Raw genomic sequence first — 16,187 nt, forward strand, 5'->3', positions numbered from 1 at the left:
CCCGCACAAAAACTGAAGAGGGCTGCGTGAATTCTACCGTAGAGCCCCGTTAAAAACGGGAGGATTACCAGAGCCCGTGCAGATTTTCGTAAATCCGTACTTTGTTACCGTAACGTACTTTCGCCCGGCGAGACTTTGGTGCCTGCTCCCGTTCACCACATCCGGAGTGACACTTATGAATTACGGCGGCCCAACTTTTCCGAGGACGCGCTGGGAGATAAGGTGCTCCCCTCCTGGCTCAGCATCGGCGATGAGCGCAACGTCATGAGCGGCCTTGATATATTTGCCTGGATCGTCCTGATCGTACTCGTCCTCAGCACGGCGGCGGTCGTCGTTTTCCTAGCCATGCTGCCCGGCATGATCGCGCAGCGGCGCAATCATCCTTGGGCCCAGGCAATAACCGTGGCTGGGTGGGTGACGTTGTTTCTCGGTTTCGCGCTTTGGCCGATCATTTTGATCTGGGCCTATGTCGACGTCCCTCGGGTCGAGAGCGCGGAGAACGCCCAATGATCGTCGTCCTTCTGAACGTCTATCTCGTTATCCTCTTCTGCCTGGTCAAGTTTAGGGTCGTGCGGTTCAATCTGTTCTGGAAAGTCTCGCCGGTGCTTGTCCTCTTGTTGCTTTTGATCGGTCTGTTCATTCCGATGGGCTGGGGAGCACCTCAAGGAACGGCCCTGGCCGTCCGCAACTCCGTTGCCATCGTTCCTGAAGTCGCGGGCGAAGTCATAGAGGTACCCGTCACCGCGAACACGCCGCTCAAGGCAGGTGATGTCCTTTTCAAAATCGACCCCGTACCGTTTAAGGCGAAGGTGGACGCTCTGGAGGCGCAACTGGACCTCGCACAGCTTCGGTTGTCCGAAACGTCAAGTCTGTCGTCAACAGGAGCTGGCCGACGGTTCGATGCCGAACAAAGCCAGGCCGCAGTCGAGCAACTGCAGGCCGAACTTGTGGGTGCCAAGTGGGATCTGGAGAAAACGGTGGTTCGCGCTCCGGCGGACGGCTATGTTACAAATCTCGCTCTTCGGAAGGGCGCTCGTGTGAGCAGCCTGCCGCTTTCTCCGGTAATGGCGTTCATCGACACGGCGGACACGATCATCGGTATTGAGGTACCGCAGATCAATGCCCGCTATGTCGAACCCGGCCAGCCGGTCGAGGCCACCTTCAAGTTCATGCCGGGCAAGGTTTTTCCGGGAAAGGTCGAGAGCGTGCTGCAGGCGGTGGCTTCTGGTCAGGCGAGGGTTTCCGGCAACGCCGTGACACCTGAGTTGATCCAGAGTCTTCCCATCGTCGTGAGGATTAAACTGGACGATGTCGAGCTTGCCGACAGCCTGCCGGCTGGAAGCACTGGTACAGCCGCAATCTTCACAGACCACGTCCAGGCGGCCCACGTGATACGCAAAGTCCTTCTGCGGCAGGTGGCCATCACGAACTACGTCAACCCGTTCTGACCGCACATCACAAGCCGATGGCCTGCCGGAAGGAAGGGTTTTGCCATGATGGCAACACCCTCACTTCATCCCCGGTCGCCCGCTCACCTGAGGGCCTACCGCCACGGACTGAAACAGTTCGCGCCGGACGATGGGCTAACGTTTAGATACGATGGCTTTCATGAGTTTGCCGATGTAGCCAGCATCCTCACGAACGGTTGCTGTCCTAAGGGATGGCTTGCCTTCCTGGTTTTCGGCGCTGATCGTGAGGGTGATGTGTGCCCCCACAACGTGTGGTTTGATGAGCAGTATTTTCTCGGAATCAAGCAACATGGGGGAGTTGTTCTGCGTCGTTAACTGCAACCAGGCCATGCATCGGTCTCCGTAATGAGTTTCTAGCGGTTTCGCAAGATGATTTTCACTTCGCGATGCCGATTGACGATACTCTTACGGTTAAGGCGGGGAATATATTCGAGGGCTAATAATTTTTTGTTAGAAGACTAGTGCGTTATTGTTCAGGACGTGCCGCTGCGCACGGATTTGTTTCGGCATGCAACAGATGCTCATGAGGGTGGGAGCCCTTGACGTTATCGGCCTTGTCGCCGTGACGCTGGGTGTGACGTTCAGCGAGGCCCGAAGCGCTTAGGAATGGTGCTGATTAGCAAGGGAAGAGGCGAGTAAGGAATCTTGGAGGGTTGTGTCAAAGTTAATAGACGCGCTCGCTGTATCCCGCGAAGGTGTCGAGTGTCATCCGGGGGTGGATAGGACTCGGCTCAGAAATGGGCCGGGTCCTTTGGGCATGTCGTTGCTTTGATTGTTGAGCCATCCCTCTAATATTATTGCATTTATTGATAACGCAGCCGGAACCCTAGAAGCACTCCATCCGTTTTCAAGAATATATGAAACAGTGGAGGGTGAGATGTTCCAAGCATCTCTCGGCGGCGGCTTCGGCGCACAAGGGTACGGCCTGCGCGCGTCCATAAATGCTGCGGTCGCATATGATGCACTCTGCGCTCAATATCAGATCGATATCCGATACGAGCCGCAGGCGATCATCATCCAGGGGCGGGTTCCGCCGGCAGTGGTTCAGCGCGTTCGCACCATCATTTTCGAGGTTGCTGGGTCGGTCCCGGTCTGGGATCGAACGTTCTGGCTGGGGTGACTGCTTCAGTCTCTGATAAATTCCCCGGCTTCTTTCGCCGTCTTCATAAAGGCCTTGCTCGCCGCCCCTCTCCCTACAGTACAGCCAGACACGTTTCCCGCCCTTTTATGAGCGCCTCGCCGGTGTTTACGGGCCATCTATCCATTAAAGCTCCTGCAGCTTCAGTAGTGCTGGTTACGACTAGCGCTTCCCGAGCTTGCTAGTCTCAAGAGTGATCGGCTCGTCCAATCCCAGATCCTGCCCCTACAAGCGATCACTCATCCAGGAGATGTAGCAGCATACAGTTGTAAGTCACTTGTAATTGTAGCCAGCAGCGCTCAACGTCATCCTGACGAAGTCTGCAGGGAGTGCAAGAAGGGCAATTTCGTGGTAAATGACGCAGTAAACAGGCGAAATATTGGCATACAAACGCTTCGGCCATCTGAGGATAGCTCATTTTGGGGAGTCGAGAGAACCGACATCGACAAAATACACAACGATTTTTGAGTTTGCGTTGACCTATGGCTGGAAGTATGAAGCCTATAGTCGCCAATTAATTCACGTGGGAACCACCACTTCCGGAATAGTGACTGGTTTTAGCCATACGTCTATTGGAGCATCTCTCAGCGGTGAGCTCTGCCCGGCGACTGGCTCATCACCAAGATCGATCGACGTATAGGTGTTCGCGAAGACAAAAGCCGAAACATTGGCCACTATCTTCGTCGGCGACGACACGATCAAAGGCTTCGGGTAACAATGATGCTCTTATGTTTCGCCGGGGACGATCTACTACGGGAATGGTGGAAAGGACCTCATCGACGGAGGTGCCGGATCCGACATCATGATCGGCGGCAGGGAAGACACCACCTACTACGTGGATAACGCTTACGATGTGACGATCGAGTTTGCGGGTGGCGGGACCGATATCGTTTACAGTTCAGTGAACCATGTGCTCGGCCAGTACGTCGAGAATCTCTAGCTTACGGGGAATGCGACATCAGGCACGGGGAACCGCTTCGGTAACGTCATTCGCGGTACGGGCAGCAAGAACATTCCAGTTGGGGCGGAGGGCGGCGACACGCTTGATGGCGGGGCGGGAGACGACATACTCTACGGTGGGTATGGCGTGGACTTGACGTGTTGCTTGGTATCAATGGAAAAGGTGGTGTGTCGGGTGGCATGGGTGCCGACGCTTTCAGCGGTGGAGCCGGAACGGACGTAGTGACCTATGTCGGCGCATCGAAGCGGGTGACCGCCAGGCTAGGCAATCTCTCGCTACGAGCCGGCGAGGCAGTTGGCGAGACATTCGTTTCGATCGAGAACCTCATCGGGTCTGATTTTGCCGACTACCTGGCCGGCAATTCTTCGGCCAACAACATTTCTACCGGAAGAGGGAACGATCGGCTCAAGGGCGGGGCCGGGAACGAGAGGCTTTCCGGGGGATCTGCGAGCATTTCGAACTTGCAGATCCTGCCGTGACGTTCCACCGACGGAAGCATGGTGCGCAACTAACTTTGGACCCGAGAAAGGCACCACTTGTGATGGCGAACCTATGATGGGAGCCATTCGGTGAAGCATCTTGTCCTGTCAGCGGCTCAAGACCGAACAGCCCATATTACGCGCGTTCGCACACAGAGGTGCTAGGAGGGGTCTTCCTCGTGGTGATCTGCCAAAAGGTCGAGCATTGTCAATCCATCGTGTTCGTTTATTGGGGCATCGACCGAGGGCGTCTTGAAGTGGTCGAACTCGCGAATAGGAGCAGTAAGAAAGTGGCGTGCTTCCGCCTCGATATTCTCGATAAACAATTTGCCCTCTAAAACTGTAAGGCACATCGTCGAAATCACTTCGTCGCGCACAAACGGTGGCAAGGCTTTTGATGAGGCCTTGTCGATCATCGCGAATATCGCGACAGGAGAACGGGTTATTGTTCTCTTCGCCCTGTTTGCTTTATAGGAGCGAATCTTGCGTGCTCGTTCCTTGTCGCGGTTCCATTGATGTTTCTCGCGGTCCCGAGCCCTAGTGGCCTCTACATCGCGCCAATATCGTTCGCGTGCTTTTGCTCGGAACGGCTCGGGCTCTCATCGAAGCGCTCGCTCAATCGTTCTCGGGTTTTGACTTCTCTCTCTTTGTGGTGCGTGAGTAGTACTGGATTGGTCTTCATTCTGCGGTACAGGCCCCGAAGGCGTATCCGCTACCGGCCCTTTTCCGGCATGGATGTCGACGCGTCAACTGGAACGCTAAACTCGTTTATTGCACCGGATATGCCGCTTTCTCCGCGGGCACTTCGGAACGCTTCCAGCCAGTGTTTCTGTCCAGCGCTCGGGCTCTCTCCGGTCCTCTCGCGGGCGATATTTAGTAGGATCGCTGTGGTGATCTTCTCCAGTTGCTGGTGGTTGAGAGCGGTCACGTCCATACCTGTTTGCTGGGGTCGAGCGCTAAAGCCACGAATAACGCTATCTCCAACACCGGCAGGAATGGGTCCACGGGACCAGTCTCTGCGAGGCAAATAGAGACTGTCATGTCTTTTTTGGCTATCGCTGGCCAAGCATGTGGCATTGCTGCGGCAATCAGTTTGGGGGCGTCAGATCCGCGAAGCGTGTTCAACTGGATCGCTTGCGAGAACAAGCAAGCCCGTATCCAAGCGACTCTATATGCATGCCGCGAGCCTTGGAGCCGTCAGAAGGTGAGGGGGGAGCGTACCGGGTTTCCCAATAGAATCAACGGTTTTGAACCGTAGGAAAGCAAAAAGCCCCGCCTGAACAGGGCTTTGCAAGAAATAGTATGGTGGGCGATGACGGACTCGAACCGCCGACATCCTCGGTGTAAACGAGGCGCTCTACCAACTGAGCTAATCGCCCGCCGGGTTGGTGGCCGTGATCTATGCGGAACCGGATCAATCCGCAAGAGGCTATCGCAAAGTTTTTGCATTTTTTTGAATGGACCCATGGAGATGCGGCGGGCTGTGGAAACATTTCGCCGTGCGTCATTCTTTTGTCTTGAAAGCTGCTTGACACCCACAGGCGAACCCCTTAGTTAGCCGCTCATCGAACGGCGCAGGCCGCTCGGTACGGATGCTTCGCCATCCGGTTGCTTTCGAGGATGCGGGTGTAGCTCAGTTGGTTAGAGTGCCGGCCTGTCACGCCGGAGGTCGCGGGTTCGAGCCCCGTCACTCGCGCCACTCGAAAGGCCGGACGAACATTCGGGTCCGCAAGGAAAAAAAGATGCGCGGGTGTAGCTCAGTTGGTTAGAGTGCCGGCCTGTCACGCCGGAGGTCGCGGGTTCGAGCCCCGTCACTCGCGCCATTTCTTTTTCCTTCCTGCATTTAGTGCCGTTTTCTCATTCGGCACTTGATGCGCGCTTCGGCGCTATATCTTCCAGGATTTTTACCACCCACGCTGAATGTTTGCCGCCTTCGCTCCGTCTTCGTTATAGTTTTGCCTGATCGAAGAGGGGGATTCGCATGCGTTACGTCACCATGGTTCTGAGCGGTTTTGCCGTGCTCGTCGCGCTGAGCGTCGTCTTCGGCTCGTGGTTCACCGTCGACCAGGGCGAGCGTGGCGTGATTCTACGCTATGGCGCGGTGGTGGGCACCGCCGAACCCGGGCTCGGCTTCAAGCTGCCGCTGATCGATTCGATCGTGCGGGTCTCCGTGCAATCCAAGGCGGCCGTCTACGACAAGATGGAGGCCTATAGCCGCGACCAGCAGCCGGCCGATATCCGCCTGTCCGTGAACTACCGCATTCCCGCCGACCGCGTGCAGGAAGTCTATGCCAATTATGGTGGCGAGGACGGCCTGTTGTCACGCCTGATCGAGCGCAAGGTTTTCGAGGAAACCAAGACGGTTTTCGGCCGCTTCAACGCGGTCACCGCCATCCAGGAGCGCGGGCGACTCAACGCCGAGGTCGCCACCGCGATCCAGGAAGGCATTTCCGGACCCGTCACCATCGACAGCGTGCAGATCGAGAACATCGATTTCTCCGAAGCTTACGAGGCGAGCATCGAACAGCGCATGCTGGCGGAGGTCGAGGTGCAGCGCCTGCGGCAGAATGCCGAGCGCGAAAAGGTGCAGGCCGAGATCACCGTGACGCAGGCCCGTGCGCAGGCTGATGCCCGCCGCGCGGATGCGCAGGCGCAGGCCGATGCCGTGCGTCTGGCGGCGCAGGCTGAGTCGGAGGCGATCACGCTGCGCGGCGAGGCGGAAGCTGGTGCGATCAAGCTGCGCGGTGATGCGCTGAAGGACAATCCGGGCCTGGTTTCGCTGACGCAGGCGGAAAAATGGGACGGCCAGCTGCCGCGCACCATGCTGCCCGGTGGTTCTGTCCCGATGCTCAACCTCAATGCGAACTAGGCGGGAAAAGGCTTTCGCTTTGGTACTGCGGCGAAACGTCCCGCACCCTGTCATCCCTGAAATCGTAACGATTTAAATGGCTTTGCCGCTGGGCTTTCCGAGTGATCGCGAAAAGAACACAATGATTGCGGCGAAAGCCGGACAAAGCCTTGCGCAGGGACGCTCACTGCGCTAACCACTTTGGCGTTGCAACATACTTTTTCGGCTTGCAGGTCTTGGACCAACAGGCGTCTCTCCGGCGCCGTTAGCAGGCAGGATGGACGCCAATGACTGAACTTCTCGGTTCCTATATTCCGATCGCCATCTTCATCGGTATCGCGCTCGTGATCGGCATTGCACTGCTGGTCGCGCCGTTTGCCGTCGCACACAAGGCACCGGATTCGGAAAAGCTCTCTGCTTACGAATGCGGCTTCAATGCGTTTGACGATGCGCGCATGAAATTCGACATCCGCTTCTATCTGGTGTCGATCCTCTTCATCATCTTCGATCTTGAAGTGGCCTTCCTCTTCCCGTGGGCCGTTTCGTTCGGCGACATGGGCTGGTTCGGCTTCTGGTCGATGATGGTCTTCCTCGGTGTCCTGACCATCGGCTTTATCTACGAATGGAAGAAGGGAGCACTCGAATGGGAGTAGCTCATACCAGCACCACGCTCGTTGCGCAGCAGCCGAAGGGGATCATCGATCCCTCGACCGGCAAGCCCATCGGCAGCAACGATGCCTATTTCGGCGAGATCAACAACGAACTCGCCGACAAGGGTTTTCTCGTCACGTCGACGGACGAGCTCATTACCTGGGCCCGTACCGGCTCGCTGATGTGGATGACCTTCGGTCTCGCCTGCTGTGCGGTCGAGATGATGCAGCTTTCGATGCCGCGTTATGACGTCGAGCGTTTCGGCTTCGCACCGCGCGCCTCTCCGCGGCAGTCCGACGTCATGATCGTCGCCGGCACGTTGACCAACAAGATGGCGCCCGCGCTCCGCAAGGTCTACGACCAGATGCCGGAGCCGCGTTACGTCATCTCGATGGGCTCCTGCGCCAATGGCGGCGGATACTATCACTATTCCTATTCGGTGGTGCGCGGCTGTGACCGCGTGGTACCGGTCGACATCTATGTACCAGGCTGTCCTCCCACGGCGGAAGCGCTCCTTTACGGTGTGCTCCTGCTGCAGAAGAAGATCCGCCGGACCGGTACGATCGAGCGTTAAGGGTAGGGGACTTTACACATGAGCGAAGCCCTCCAGGAGCTTTCTTCCCATATCGGCGAAGCGGCAGGCCACCTTATAGCCTCCGCCGACATCGCCTATGGCGAACTCACCCTGAAGACGGACGGTGCGCGCATCATCGGTCTTCTGACCTTCCTGCGCGATGACGTGCAGTGCGGGTTCATCAACTTCGTCGATATCTGCGGCGTGGACTGGCCGGCGCGCGCCGACCGCTTCGACGTGGTCTATCACCTGCTGTCGCCGCGCCAGAACCTGCGCGTGCGCATCAAGGTTGCGACCGGCGAGGACGTTCCGGTCCCGTCCGCCTGCGCGGTCTATCCGGGCGCGGACTGGTTCGAGCGCGAAGCCTACGACATGTATGGCATCTTGTTCACCGGCCATCCGGACCTGCGCCGCATCCTCACCGATTATGGTTTCGAGGGGCATCCGCTGCGCAAGGACTTCCCGACGACCGGCTTCGTGGAAGTGCGGTACGACGACGAGGTCAAGCGCGTCGTGTACGAGCCCGTCGAACTGAAGCAGGAATTCCGCAACTTCGATTTTCTCTCGCCGTGGGAGGGCACGGATTACGTGCTGCCGGGCGACGAGAAGGCGAAGCAGAACTGATTTTGGGTCAGGCGGCCCGCCAGGGCGCCGACCTCTGGAGCAAGCGGTATGAACGAGCACAACGTTCGCAATTTCAACATCAACTTCGGGCCGCAGCACCCGGCGGCACACGGGGTGTTGCGCCTCGTGCTGGAGCTCGACGGTGAAATCGTCGAGCGCGTCGATCCGCATATCGGCCTGCTGCATCGCGGCACCGAGAAACTGATCGAGACGAAGACCTATCTTCAGGCCGTGCCCTATTTCGACCGCCTCGACTACGTGGCGCCGATGAACCAGGAGCATGCCTTCGCGCTCGCCGTCGAGCGCCTGACGGGCACCGAAGTTCCGATCCGCGGCCAGTTGATCCGCGTGCTCTATTCCGAAATCGGCCGCATTCTCTCGCATCTCCTCAACGTGACGACCCAGGCCATGGACGTCGGCGCACTGACACCGCCGCTCTGGGGCTTCGAGGAACGCGAAAAGCTGATGGTGTTCTACGAGCGTGCCTGCGGCGCGCGCATGCACTCGGCCTATATCCGTCCGGGCGGCGTGCACCAGGACCTGCCGCACGAGCTGGTGGAAGACATCGGCAAGTGGATCGACCCGTTCCTCAAGACCGTCGACGACATCGACGAACTCTTGACCGGCAACCGCATCTTCAAGCAGCGCAACGTCGATATCGGCGTCGTGAAGCTGGAAGATTGCTGGGCCTGGGGTTTTTCGGGCGTCATGGTGCGCGGTTCGGGCGCTGCCTGGGACCTCCGCCGCTCGCAGCCCTATGAGTGCTATTCCGACCTCGACTTCGACATTCCGATCGGCAAGAACGGCGACTGCTACGACCGCTACGTGATCCGCATGATCGAAATGCGCGAATCGGCCAAGATCATGCGGCAGTGCGTCGATCGCCTGCTCGGTGTTGCCAAGGTCGGCCCGGTCTCCTCGATCGATGGCAAGATGGTTCCGCCGAAGCGTGGCCAGATGAAGCGCTCAATGGAAGGGCTCATCCACCATTTCAAGCTCTACACCGAAGGCTACCATGTGCCGGCCGGCGAAGTGTACGCAGCCGTCGAGGCGCCGAAGGGCGAGTTCGGCGTCTATGTCGTCGCCGACGGCACCAACAAGCCCTACCGCTGCAAGATCCGCGCCCCGGGCTACGCCCATCTCCAGGCGATGGATTTCATCTGTCGCGGCCACCAGCTCGCCGACGTGTCGGCAATCCTCGGCTCCCTCGACATCGTGTTCGGAGAGGTTGACCGTTGATGCTGAAACTGGTCCCAGCCATCGCCGCCGTGCTTTTGACCGCCGCTGCCGCAAACGCGCAGCAGGCGGAGGAGCCGCCGATCGTGTCGTCCACCATGGGCGAACTGGCGAGCCAGGGTTACGAGATCAAGGCGGCGGCGCCGAACGGCAGCCGCTACGTCATCTTCATGCAGAATGACAAGTCGGCCTATGCCTGCGAGTTCGTCAACACGACGGAAACGCAGTGCCGACAGATTAACTGACACAAGGCGTTACAGAATGTCCGTTCGTCGACTAGCCGAAGACAATGTCCAGCCCGCAAGCTTCGCCTTCTCCAAGGAGAATGCGACCTGGGCCAAGGCAACGATCAACAAGTACCCGAAGGGCCGCCAGCAGTCGGCGGTCATCCCGCTTCTCATGCGGGCGCAGGAGCAGGATGGCTGGGTCACCAAGGCGGCGATCGAATCCGTCGCCGACATGCTCGACATGGCCTATATCCGCGTGCTCGAGGTCGCGACCTTCTACACGCAATTCCAGCTGCTGCCGGTCGGTACGCGCGCCCATGTCCAGGTTTGCGGCACGACGCCCTGCATGCTGCGCGGCGCGGAAGACCTGATCAACGTCTGCAAGAAGCGCATCCATCCCGAGCCCTTCCATCTCAACGAGAGCGGCACGCTGTCCTGGGAAGAGGTCGAGTGTCAGGGCGCCTGCGTCAACGCGCCGATGATCATGATCTTCAAGGACAGTTTCGAGGATCTGACGCCGACGCAGCTCGAGCACATCATCGACCGTTTCGATGCCGGCAAAGGCTCGACCGTCGAGACCGGCACGCAGATCGACCGCATCTATTCCGCGCCGGCCGGTGGTCTTACCAGCCTCACGGAGCCGGATCCGGCTGTAAAGAAGACGACGACCCGCGCCAAGAAGGCGGACGAGGACAGCGTCAGCGTTCCTCCGTCGAATGCCGCAAAGCCGAAGACGGACGCCGTCGAAACCGACCCCGCGCTGAAGACGCCGGCAAACGCCAAGGCCGAGGCCGCCGCGAACAGCAAGGTCAAGGGCGACACGCGCGCCGAAGGTGGCGATGCCGCTGCCAAGCAGCCGGTTGCGGCAGCCGTCGGCAAGCCGTCGCTGGAAGATAAGAACCGTCCGGCCGGCATCGCTCGTCCCGAGACCCCGGACGACCTGGAGCTCATCTCCGGCGTCGGCCCGAAGATCGAGGGCATCCTGCACGAACTCGGCATCTTCACCTTCGCGCAAGTCGCCGGGTGGAAGAAGGCGGAGCGCGACTGGGTCGATGGTTATTTGAATTTCAAGGGCCGCATCGATCGCGACGACTGGGTCAAGCAGGCCAAGGCGCTCGCCAAGGGCGGCGAAGCGGAATACATCCGCGTCTTCGGCAAGAAGCCGCGGTAAGGCAGGAAACGGATGGCAGCGTTCGGCAAGAAAGGCGTGGAGAGCGATGTCGGGGTTAAAACCCCGATGGCGTCCGTGCGTCTGCCGCAGGCCGCCAGCCCGCACCAGGTATCGGGGGACCGCAGCCGGGTAATGGTGCGTGGCGATGAGCCGCGCGAGGCCAACCCGACGATCGTCTTCATCGAAAAGCACTGGCCGAAGGCCGTCGGCGTCGGCATGGCGCTGTTTGCGGCCTACTTCAACGTGGTGATGAGCGGCCGGACGGATCCAGTCCGCGTCGTGCTGACCTCGCTGCTGGCCGGCCTGTTCTTCTACTGGGTGGCCAACAAGTTTCGCAAGTCGCTGGACGACCTTCATGCCGTTCGCACCAATCCCTTCAAGTCGCCGGCCTATCTGGCGGGCGCGCTTGTCGGGTTCGGCTACTTTGTCTATTCAACATTCCTGGCGCCTTCCGAGGTTCTGGGCGTGGAAGTCGGCGAGCAGACAGCGTTCAAGGACGGCCTGCAGGCGGCCGACATGGGCGCCGTAGCGCTGCTGCTGCTGAAGGCGGCGGGTAGTGCGGTTGCCGGCGGCGTAGCATTTCAATTCATTGCGCGACGCGTTTTCGGCGCCGGCAATGCCACGGAAAATGGCGGGTAAGAACCATGCTTAAGGACCAGGATCGTATCTTCACCAATATCTACGGCACCAAGGACAAGTCGCTGAAAGGCGCCATGGCCCGGGGGCATTGGGACGGCACGAAGCAGCTGCTCGAAAAGGGCCGCGACTGGATCGTCAACGAAGTCAAGGCGTCAGGCCTGCGCGGCCGCGGCGGCGCCGGCTTCCCGACCGGCCTCAAGTGGTCCTTCATGCCGAAGGAATCCGACGGTCGTCCGCACTATCTCGTCGTCAATGCCGATGAATCCGAGCCCGGCACCTGCAAGGACCGCGACATCCTGCGCCACGATCCGCATACGCTGATCGAAGGCTGCGTGATCGCGTCCTTCGCCATGGGCGCCCATGCGGCCTATATCTACGTGCGCGGTGAGTTCATCCGCGAGCGCGAGGCGCTGCAGGCGGCGATCGACGAGTGCTATGACGCCGGCCTGCTCGGCAAGAACAACAAGCTCGGCTACGACATCGACGTCTATGTCCATCACGGCGCCGGCGCCTATATCTGCGGCGAAGAAACCGCGTTGCTCGAAAGCCTGGAAGGCAAGAAGGGCCAGCCGCGCCTCAAGCCGCCGTTCCCGGCGAACATGGGCCTCTATGGCTGCCCGACCACCGTCAACAACGTCGAATCGATCGCCGTCACGCCGACGATCCTGCGCCGTGGCGCCGCCTGGTTCTCCTCGTTCGGCCGTCCGAACAATGTCGGCACCAAGCTGTTCATGATGTCGGGCCACGTCAACACGCCCTGCACGATCGAAGAGAGCATGAGCATCTCCTTCAAGGAGATGGTCGAAAAGCATGGCGGCGGTATTCGCGGTGGCTGGGACAACCTGCTGGCCGTCATCCCCGGCGGCGCATCCTGCCCGGTCGTCAAGGCCGAGGACATGATGAACGTCACGCTCGACTTCGACGGCCTGCGCGAGGTCAAGTCCTCCTTCGGCACCGGCGGCATGATCATTATGGATCGCTCGACCGACATCATCAAGGCGATCTGGCGCATCTCGGCCTTCTTCAAGCACGAGAGCTGCGGCCAGTGCACGCCGTGCCGCGAAGGCACCGGCTGGATGATGCGCGTCATGCAGCGCATGGTCACGGGCAACGCCCAGAAGCGCGAAATCGACATGCTGTTCGACGTCACCAAGCAGATCGAAGGTCACACGATCTGCGCGCTCGGCGACGCGGCGGCCTGGCCGATCCAGGGCCTCATTCGCAACTTCCGCCCCGAAATCGAGGCGCGGATCGACCAATACACGGCCAACGCCATGGACCATGGCGCGGTGCTGGAAGCAGCGGAGTAAGGCGATGACGAAGCCGGCAGGACAGGATGCGAATGCAACCAGAGTTCCGCCGGCAACAGCCGCCGGCGACGATCCGTTCGGCCTGGCGCCATGGCTGAAGCAGATGCCGGGCATGCCGGTTATGGCTGATCCCGTGGCGGCGATGGCTGCAACGACGGCGATCGGGTTTGGCATTGCGGGCCAGATGGCCGGGATGATGCTGGGCCTGATGCAGAATGCGACGCAGCGGGCCAGGGTGGTGTTCGACGAGACGGTCGACGTCACGGCCAAGGCGGCGGAACCGGTCGAGGCCAGGCCGGTATTGACGGTGGTTCCGCAGGAACCGGTGGCGAAGGCGCAAGAGCCGGCTGCTGACGAGAAGGCAAAGGTGGCGCGCGAAAAAAGCGCGACGCCGAAGACGGCGGAAGCAAAGCCGGCGCGCAAGGCGCCGGTGGCGAAAGCCGCCAAGGCCGATGACCTGAAAGCGATTTCGGGTATCGGGCCGAAGCTGGAGCAGGTGCTGAACGGCATGGGCATCCGGCGTTATGCCGACATCGCGGCGTTGAAGGCAGCGGATGTGGCAAGGATTGAAGCCGAACTCGGTTTTGGCGGACGGATCGTCCGCGACAGCTGGGTGGAGCAGGCAAAGGCGCTGGCGAAGGGCAGGGGCTAAGGCTCCACCGGAACTGGCGAATAGGAACAAAGGCCGAAGGGACGGGCAAAGACCCGAAACGAAAGCCGGAGAGAATGGCGCTGGCGAGACGCGGGGTTCCACGTCAAAAGCGGGAAAGCAGATATGGCAAAGCTGAAAGTCGACGGAAAAGAAATCGAAGTCCCGGATCACTTCACGCTGCTTCAGGCGTGTGAGGAGGCGGGCGCCGAGGTTCCGCGCTTCTGTTTCCACGAGCGGCTGTCGGTTGCCGGCAACTGCCGCATGTGTCTCGTCGAGGTGAAGGGCGGTCCGCCGAAGCCGGCAGCCTCCTGCGCCATGAGCGTGCGCGACCTGCGCCCCGGCCCGAACGGCGAAGCGCCGGAAGTCTTCACGACCACGCCGATGGTCAAGAAGGCGCGCGAAGGTGTGATGGAGTTCCTGCTCATCAACCATCCGCTCGATTGCCCGATCTGCGACCAGGGCGGCGAATGCGACCTGCAGGACCAGGCGATGGCCTTCGGCATCGACAGTTCGCGCTACTCGGAAAACAAGCGCGCCGTCGAGGACAAGTATATCGGCCCGCTCGTCAAGACGATCATGAACCGCTGCATTCACTGCACGCGCTGCGTTCGCTTCACGACGGAAGTCGCCGGCATCACCGAGCTTGGCCTGATCGGCCGCGGCGAGGATGCCGAGATCACCACCTATCTCGAACAGGCCATGACATCCGAGCTTCAGGGCAACGTGGTCGACCTTTGCCCGGTCGGCGCTTTGACCTCCAAGCCCTTCGCCTTCACGGCCCGTCCGTGGGAACTGAACAAGACCGAATCGATCGACGTCATGGACGCCGTCGGCTCGGCAATCCGCGTCGATACGCGCGGCCGCGAAGTCATGCGCATCCTGCCGCGCGTCAATGAAGAGATCAACGAAGAGTGGATTTCCGACAAGACCCGCTTCATCTGGGATGGCCTGAAGACCCAGCGTCTCGACCGCCCCTATGTCCGCAAGGACGGCCGTCTCCAGCCGGCAAGCTGGGCGGACGCCTTTAGCGCCATCAAGATGGCCGTTGCCGGCACCTCCGGTGACCGCATCGGTGCGATCGCCGGCGACCTCGCCTCCGTCGAGGAGATGTATGCGCTGCGCGAGCTGATGGCCGCGCTCGGCTCGACCAACATCGACTGCCGCCAGGACGGTTCGCAGCTCGACCCGTCGCTCGGCCGCGCCAGCTATCTCTTCAACCCGACCATCGAAGGCATCGAGCAGGCGGACGCCCTGCTGATTGTCGGTTCCAACCCGCGCCTTGAGGCTGCCGTGCTCAACGCGCGCATCCGCAAGCGCTGGCGCATGGACAACTTCCCGATCGGCGTGATCGGCGAACAGGGCGAGCTGCGCTACGGCTACGAGTATCTCGGCGCCGGCACGGAAACGCTCTCCGGCCTCGTCGACGGTTCGGTCAAGTTCGCCGCCAAGCTGAAGAAGGCCGAGCGTCCGATGATCATCGTCGGCCAGGGTGCGCTGTCGCGTGCCGATGGCCTGGCGGTTCTCTCGGCTGTCACGGCGCTGGCAGAAAAAGTCGGTGCGGTGAAGGCGGACTGGAACGGTCTTGCCGTTCTGCACACCGCAGCGTCCCGCGTCGGCGGCCTCGACCTCGGCTTCGTGCCGGGTGAGGGCGGCAAGACGGCGGCCGACATGCTTGATGGCACCGACGTGCTCTTCCTGCTCGGCGCTGACGAAATGGATTTTGCCAAGAAGACCGCCTTCACGGTCTATATCGGCTCGCACGGCGACAATGCGGCGCATGTCGCCGACGTCATCCTGCCGGGCGCGACCTACACCGAGAAGTCGGGCACGTGGGTCAACACCGAAGGCCGCGTCCAGATGGGCAGCCGCGCCGGCTTCGCACCGGGCGATGCCCGCGAAGACTGGGCGATCCTGCGTGCGCTTTCCGACGTGCTCGGACACAAGCTGCCGTTCGATTCGCTCGTGCAGCTGCGTGCAAAACTCCATGCCGCACACCCGCATTTCGCCGCGATCGACGAGATTGCGCGCGGTGAAATCGCCGATCTTTCCGCACTTGCGAAAAAAGGCGGGACGATGGCGAATTCCGGGTTTGCGTCTCCGATCAAAGACTTCTATTTGACGAACCCAATAGCGCGCGCCTCGGCAGTCATGGCCGAATGCTCGGCGCTTGCCCGCAATAATTTCAAAGCCGCGGCGGAATGAGCGCGA

18 protein-coding genes, 3 tRNA genes and 1 pseudogene are annotated in these 16,187 nt (G+C 60.4%); 18 read left to right on the forward strand and 4 right to left on the reverse strand.

Translation table 11 applies throughout. The features are described 5' to 3' along the window. Window positions 1–264: 264 nt before the first annotated feature. Entirely contained in the window at window positions 265–510 is a 246-nt protein-coding gene (locus tag AC1RT2_RS27755) for a DUF3302 domain-containing protein (RefSeq protein ID WP_493107332.1), read from the forward strand. Continuing rightward, a complete protein-coding gene (locus tag AC1RT2_RS27760; protein WP_493107186.1) occupies window positions 507–1,448 on the forward strand; it encodes an HlyD family secretion protein in 942 nt (313 codons plus the stop codon). Before AC1RT2_RS27755 ends, AC1RT2_RS27760 begins: the two co-directional genes overlap by 4 nt. A gap of 135 nt (window positions 1,449–1,583) precedes the next feature. Here AC1RT2_RS27760 and AC1RT2_RS27765 read toward each other — a convergent pair whose 3' ends face one another. Then, window positions 1,584–1,799, reverse strand: a complete 216-nt coding sequence (locus AC1RT2_RS27765) for a hypothetical protein (protein ID WP_493107188.1) — start codon at window positions 1,797–1,799, stop codon at window positions 1,584–1,586. A 547-nt stretch (window positions 1,800–2,346) separates the two neighbouring features. Between AC1RT2_RS27765 and AC1RT2_RS27770 the strand changes: the two genes are divergently transcribed. Then, window positions 2,347–2,589 (forward strand): hypothetical protein, encoded by a 243-nt coding sequence (locus AC1RT2_RS27770; RefSeq protein WP_150129847.1) that lies wholly within the window; start codon window positions 2,347–2,349, stop codon window positions 2,587–2,589. Window positions 2,590–2,662: 73 nt separating this feature from the next. On the opposite strand, the pseudogene AC1RT2_RS27775 reads toward AC1RT2_RS27770, so the two are convergent. Beyond that, window positions 2,663–2,761 (reverse strand): annotated as a pseudogene (locus tag AC1RT2_RS27775) (DUF982 domain-containing protein); the annotation flags it as partial. A 591-nt stretch (window positions 2,762–3,352) separates the two neighbouring features. Between AC1RT2_RS27775 and AC1RT2_RS27780 the strand changes: the two are divergent. Continuing rightward, window positions 3,353–3,547, forward strand: coding sequence for a hypothetical protein (locus tag AC1RT2_RS27780; protein ID WP_493107334.1), 195 nt, complete (start codon window positions 3,353–3,355; stop codon window positions 3,545–3,547). A gap of 158 nt (window positions 3,548–3,705) precedes the next feature. Beyond that, entirely contained in the window at window positions 3,706–4,047 is a 342-nt protein-coding gene (locus tag AC1RT2_RS27785; RefSeq protein ID WP_493107190.1) for a hypothetical protein, read from the forward strand. Between the two features lie 161 nt (window positions 4,048–4,208). Here AC1RT2_RS27785 and AC1RT2_RS27790 read toward each other — a convergent pair whose 3' ends face one another. Continuing rightward, on the reverse strand, window positions 4,209–4,463 hold the full coding sequence (locus AC1RT2_RS27790; protein WP_493107192.1) for a hypothetical protein: 255 nt from the start codon (window positions 4,461–4,463) through the stop codon (window positions 4,209–4,211). An 887-nt stretch (window positions 4,464–5,350) separates the two neighbouring features. Beyond that, window positions 5,351–5,426: transfer RNA gene (locus AC1RT2_RS27795), tRNA-Val, on the reverse strand. A gap of 243 nt (window positions 5,427–5,669) precedes the next feature. Here AC1RT2_RS27795 and AC1RT2_RS27800 point away from each other — a divergent pair. The 13 genes from AC1RT2_RS27800 (at window position 5,670) to nuoG (ending at window position 16,181) form a co-directional block, all read left to right on the forward strand. Further along, window positions 5,670–5,746: transfer RNA gene (locus AC1RT2_RS27800), tRNA-Asp, on the forward strand. Window positions 5,747–5,793: 47 nt separating this feature from the next. Continuing rightward, window positions 5,794–5,870, forward strand: a tRNA-Asp gene (locus AC1RT2_RS27805). Window positions 5,871–6,028: 158 nt separating this feature from the next. Beyond that, window positions 6,029–6,916 (forward strand): prohibitin family protein, encoded by an 888-nt coding sequence (locus AC1RT2_RS27810; RefSeq protein WP_493107194.1) that lies wholly within the window; start codon window positions 6,029–6,031, stop codon window positions 6,914–6,916. A 266-nt stretch (window positions 6,917–7,182) separates the two neighbouring features. Then, window positions 7,183–7,548, forward strand: a complete 366-nt coding sequence (locus AC1RT2_RS27815; protein WP_069059123.1) for an NADH-quinone oxidoreductase subunit A — start codon at window positions 7,183–7,185, stop codon at window positions 7,546–7,548. Continuing rightward, window positions 7,539–8,120: a NuoB/complex I 20 kDa subunit family protein gene (locus tag AC1RT2_RS27820; protein WP_069059122.1), complete on the forward strand. Its 582-nt coding sequence runs from the start codon at window positions 7,539–7,541 to the stop codon at window positions 8,118–8,120. Before AC1RT2_RS27815 ends, AC1RT2_RS27820 begins: the two co-directional genes overlap by 10 nt. A gap of 18 nt (window positions 8,121–8,138) precedes the next feature. Further along, window positions 8,139–8,744, forward strand: a complete 606-nt coding sequence (locus AC1RT2_RS27825; RefSeq protein WP_069059121.1) for an NADH-quinone oxidoreductase subunit C — start codon at window positions 8,139–8,141, stop codon at window positions 8,742–8,744. 48 nt (window positions 8,745–8,792) lie between these two features. Continuing rightward, a complete protein-coding gene (locus tag AC1RT2_RS27830) occupies window positions 8,793–9,983 on the forward strand; it encodes an NADH-quinone oxidoreductase subunit D (protein WP_493107198.1) in 1,191 nt (396 codons plus the stop codon). Continuing rightward, window positions 9,983–10,225: a hypothetical protein gene (locus AC1RT2_RS27835; RefSeq protein WP_493107200.1), complete on the forward strand. Its 243-nt coding sequence runs from the start codon at window positions 9,983–9,985 to the stop codon at window positions 10,223–10,225. Before AC1RT2_RS27830 ends, AC1RT2_RS27835 begins: the two co-directional genes overlap by 1 nt. Window positions 10,226–10,241: 16 nt before the next feature. After that, window positions 10,242–11,378: an NADH-quinone oxidoreductase subunit E gene (locus tag AC1RT2_RS27840; protein WP_493107202.1), complete on the forward strand. Its 1,137-nt coding sequence runs from the start codon at window positions 10,242–10,244 to the stop codon at window positions 11,376–11,378. A gap of 12 nt (window positions 11,379–11,390) precedes the next feature. Next, complete coding sequence (locus AC1RT2_RS27845) at window positions 11,391–12,017, forward strand: hypothetical protein (RefSeq protein ID WP_493107204.1); 627 nt, start codon at window positions 11,391–11,393, stop codon at window positions 12,015–12,017. 5 nt (window positions 12,018–12,022) lie between these two features. Continuing rightward, the gene (nuoF, locus tag AC1RT2_RS27850; protein ID WP_493107206.1) at window positions 12,023–13,327 is read left to right on the forward strand and encodes an NADH-quinone oxidoreductase subunit NuoF; all 1,305 of its coding nucleotides are present in this window, start codon (window positions 12,023–12,025) and stop codon (window positions 13,325–13,327) included. A gap of 4 nt (window positions 13,328–13,331) precedes the next feature. Next, window positions 13,332–13,979: a helix-hairpin-helix domain-containing protein gene (locus AC1RT2_RS27855; RefSeq protein WP_493107208.1), complete on the forward strand. Its 648-nt coding sequence runs from the start codon at window positions 13,332–13,334 to the stop codon at window positions 13,977–13,979. Between the two features lie 123 nt (window positions 13,980–14,102). Continuing rightward, window positions 14,103–16,181 carry an NADH-quinone oxidoreductase subunit NuoG gene (nuoG, locus tag AC1RT2_RS27860; RefSeq protein WP_493107210.1) on the forward strand — a complete coding sequence of 693 codons (2,079 nt, stop codon included), beginning with the start codon at window positions 14,103–14,105 and terminating at the stop codon, window positions 16,179–16,181. Window positions 16,182–16,187: the final 6 nt, after the last annotated feature.

The organism is Shinella sp. GW821-FHT11G07 (assembly GCF_058808115.1).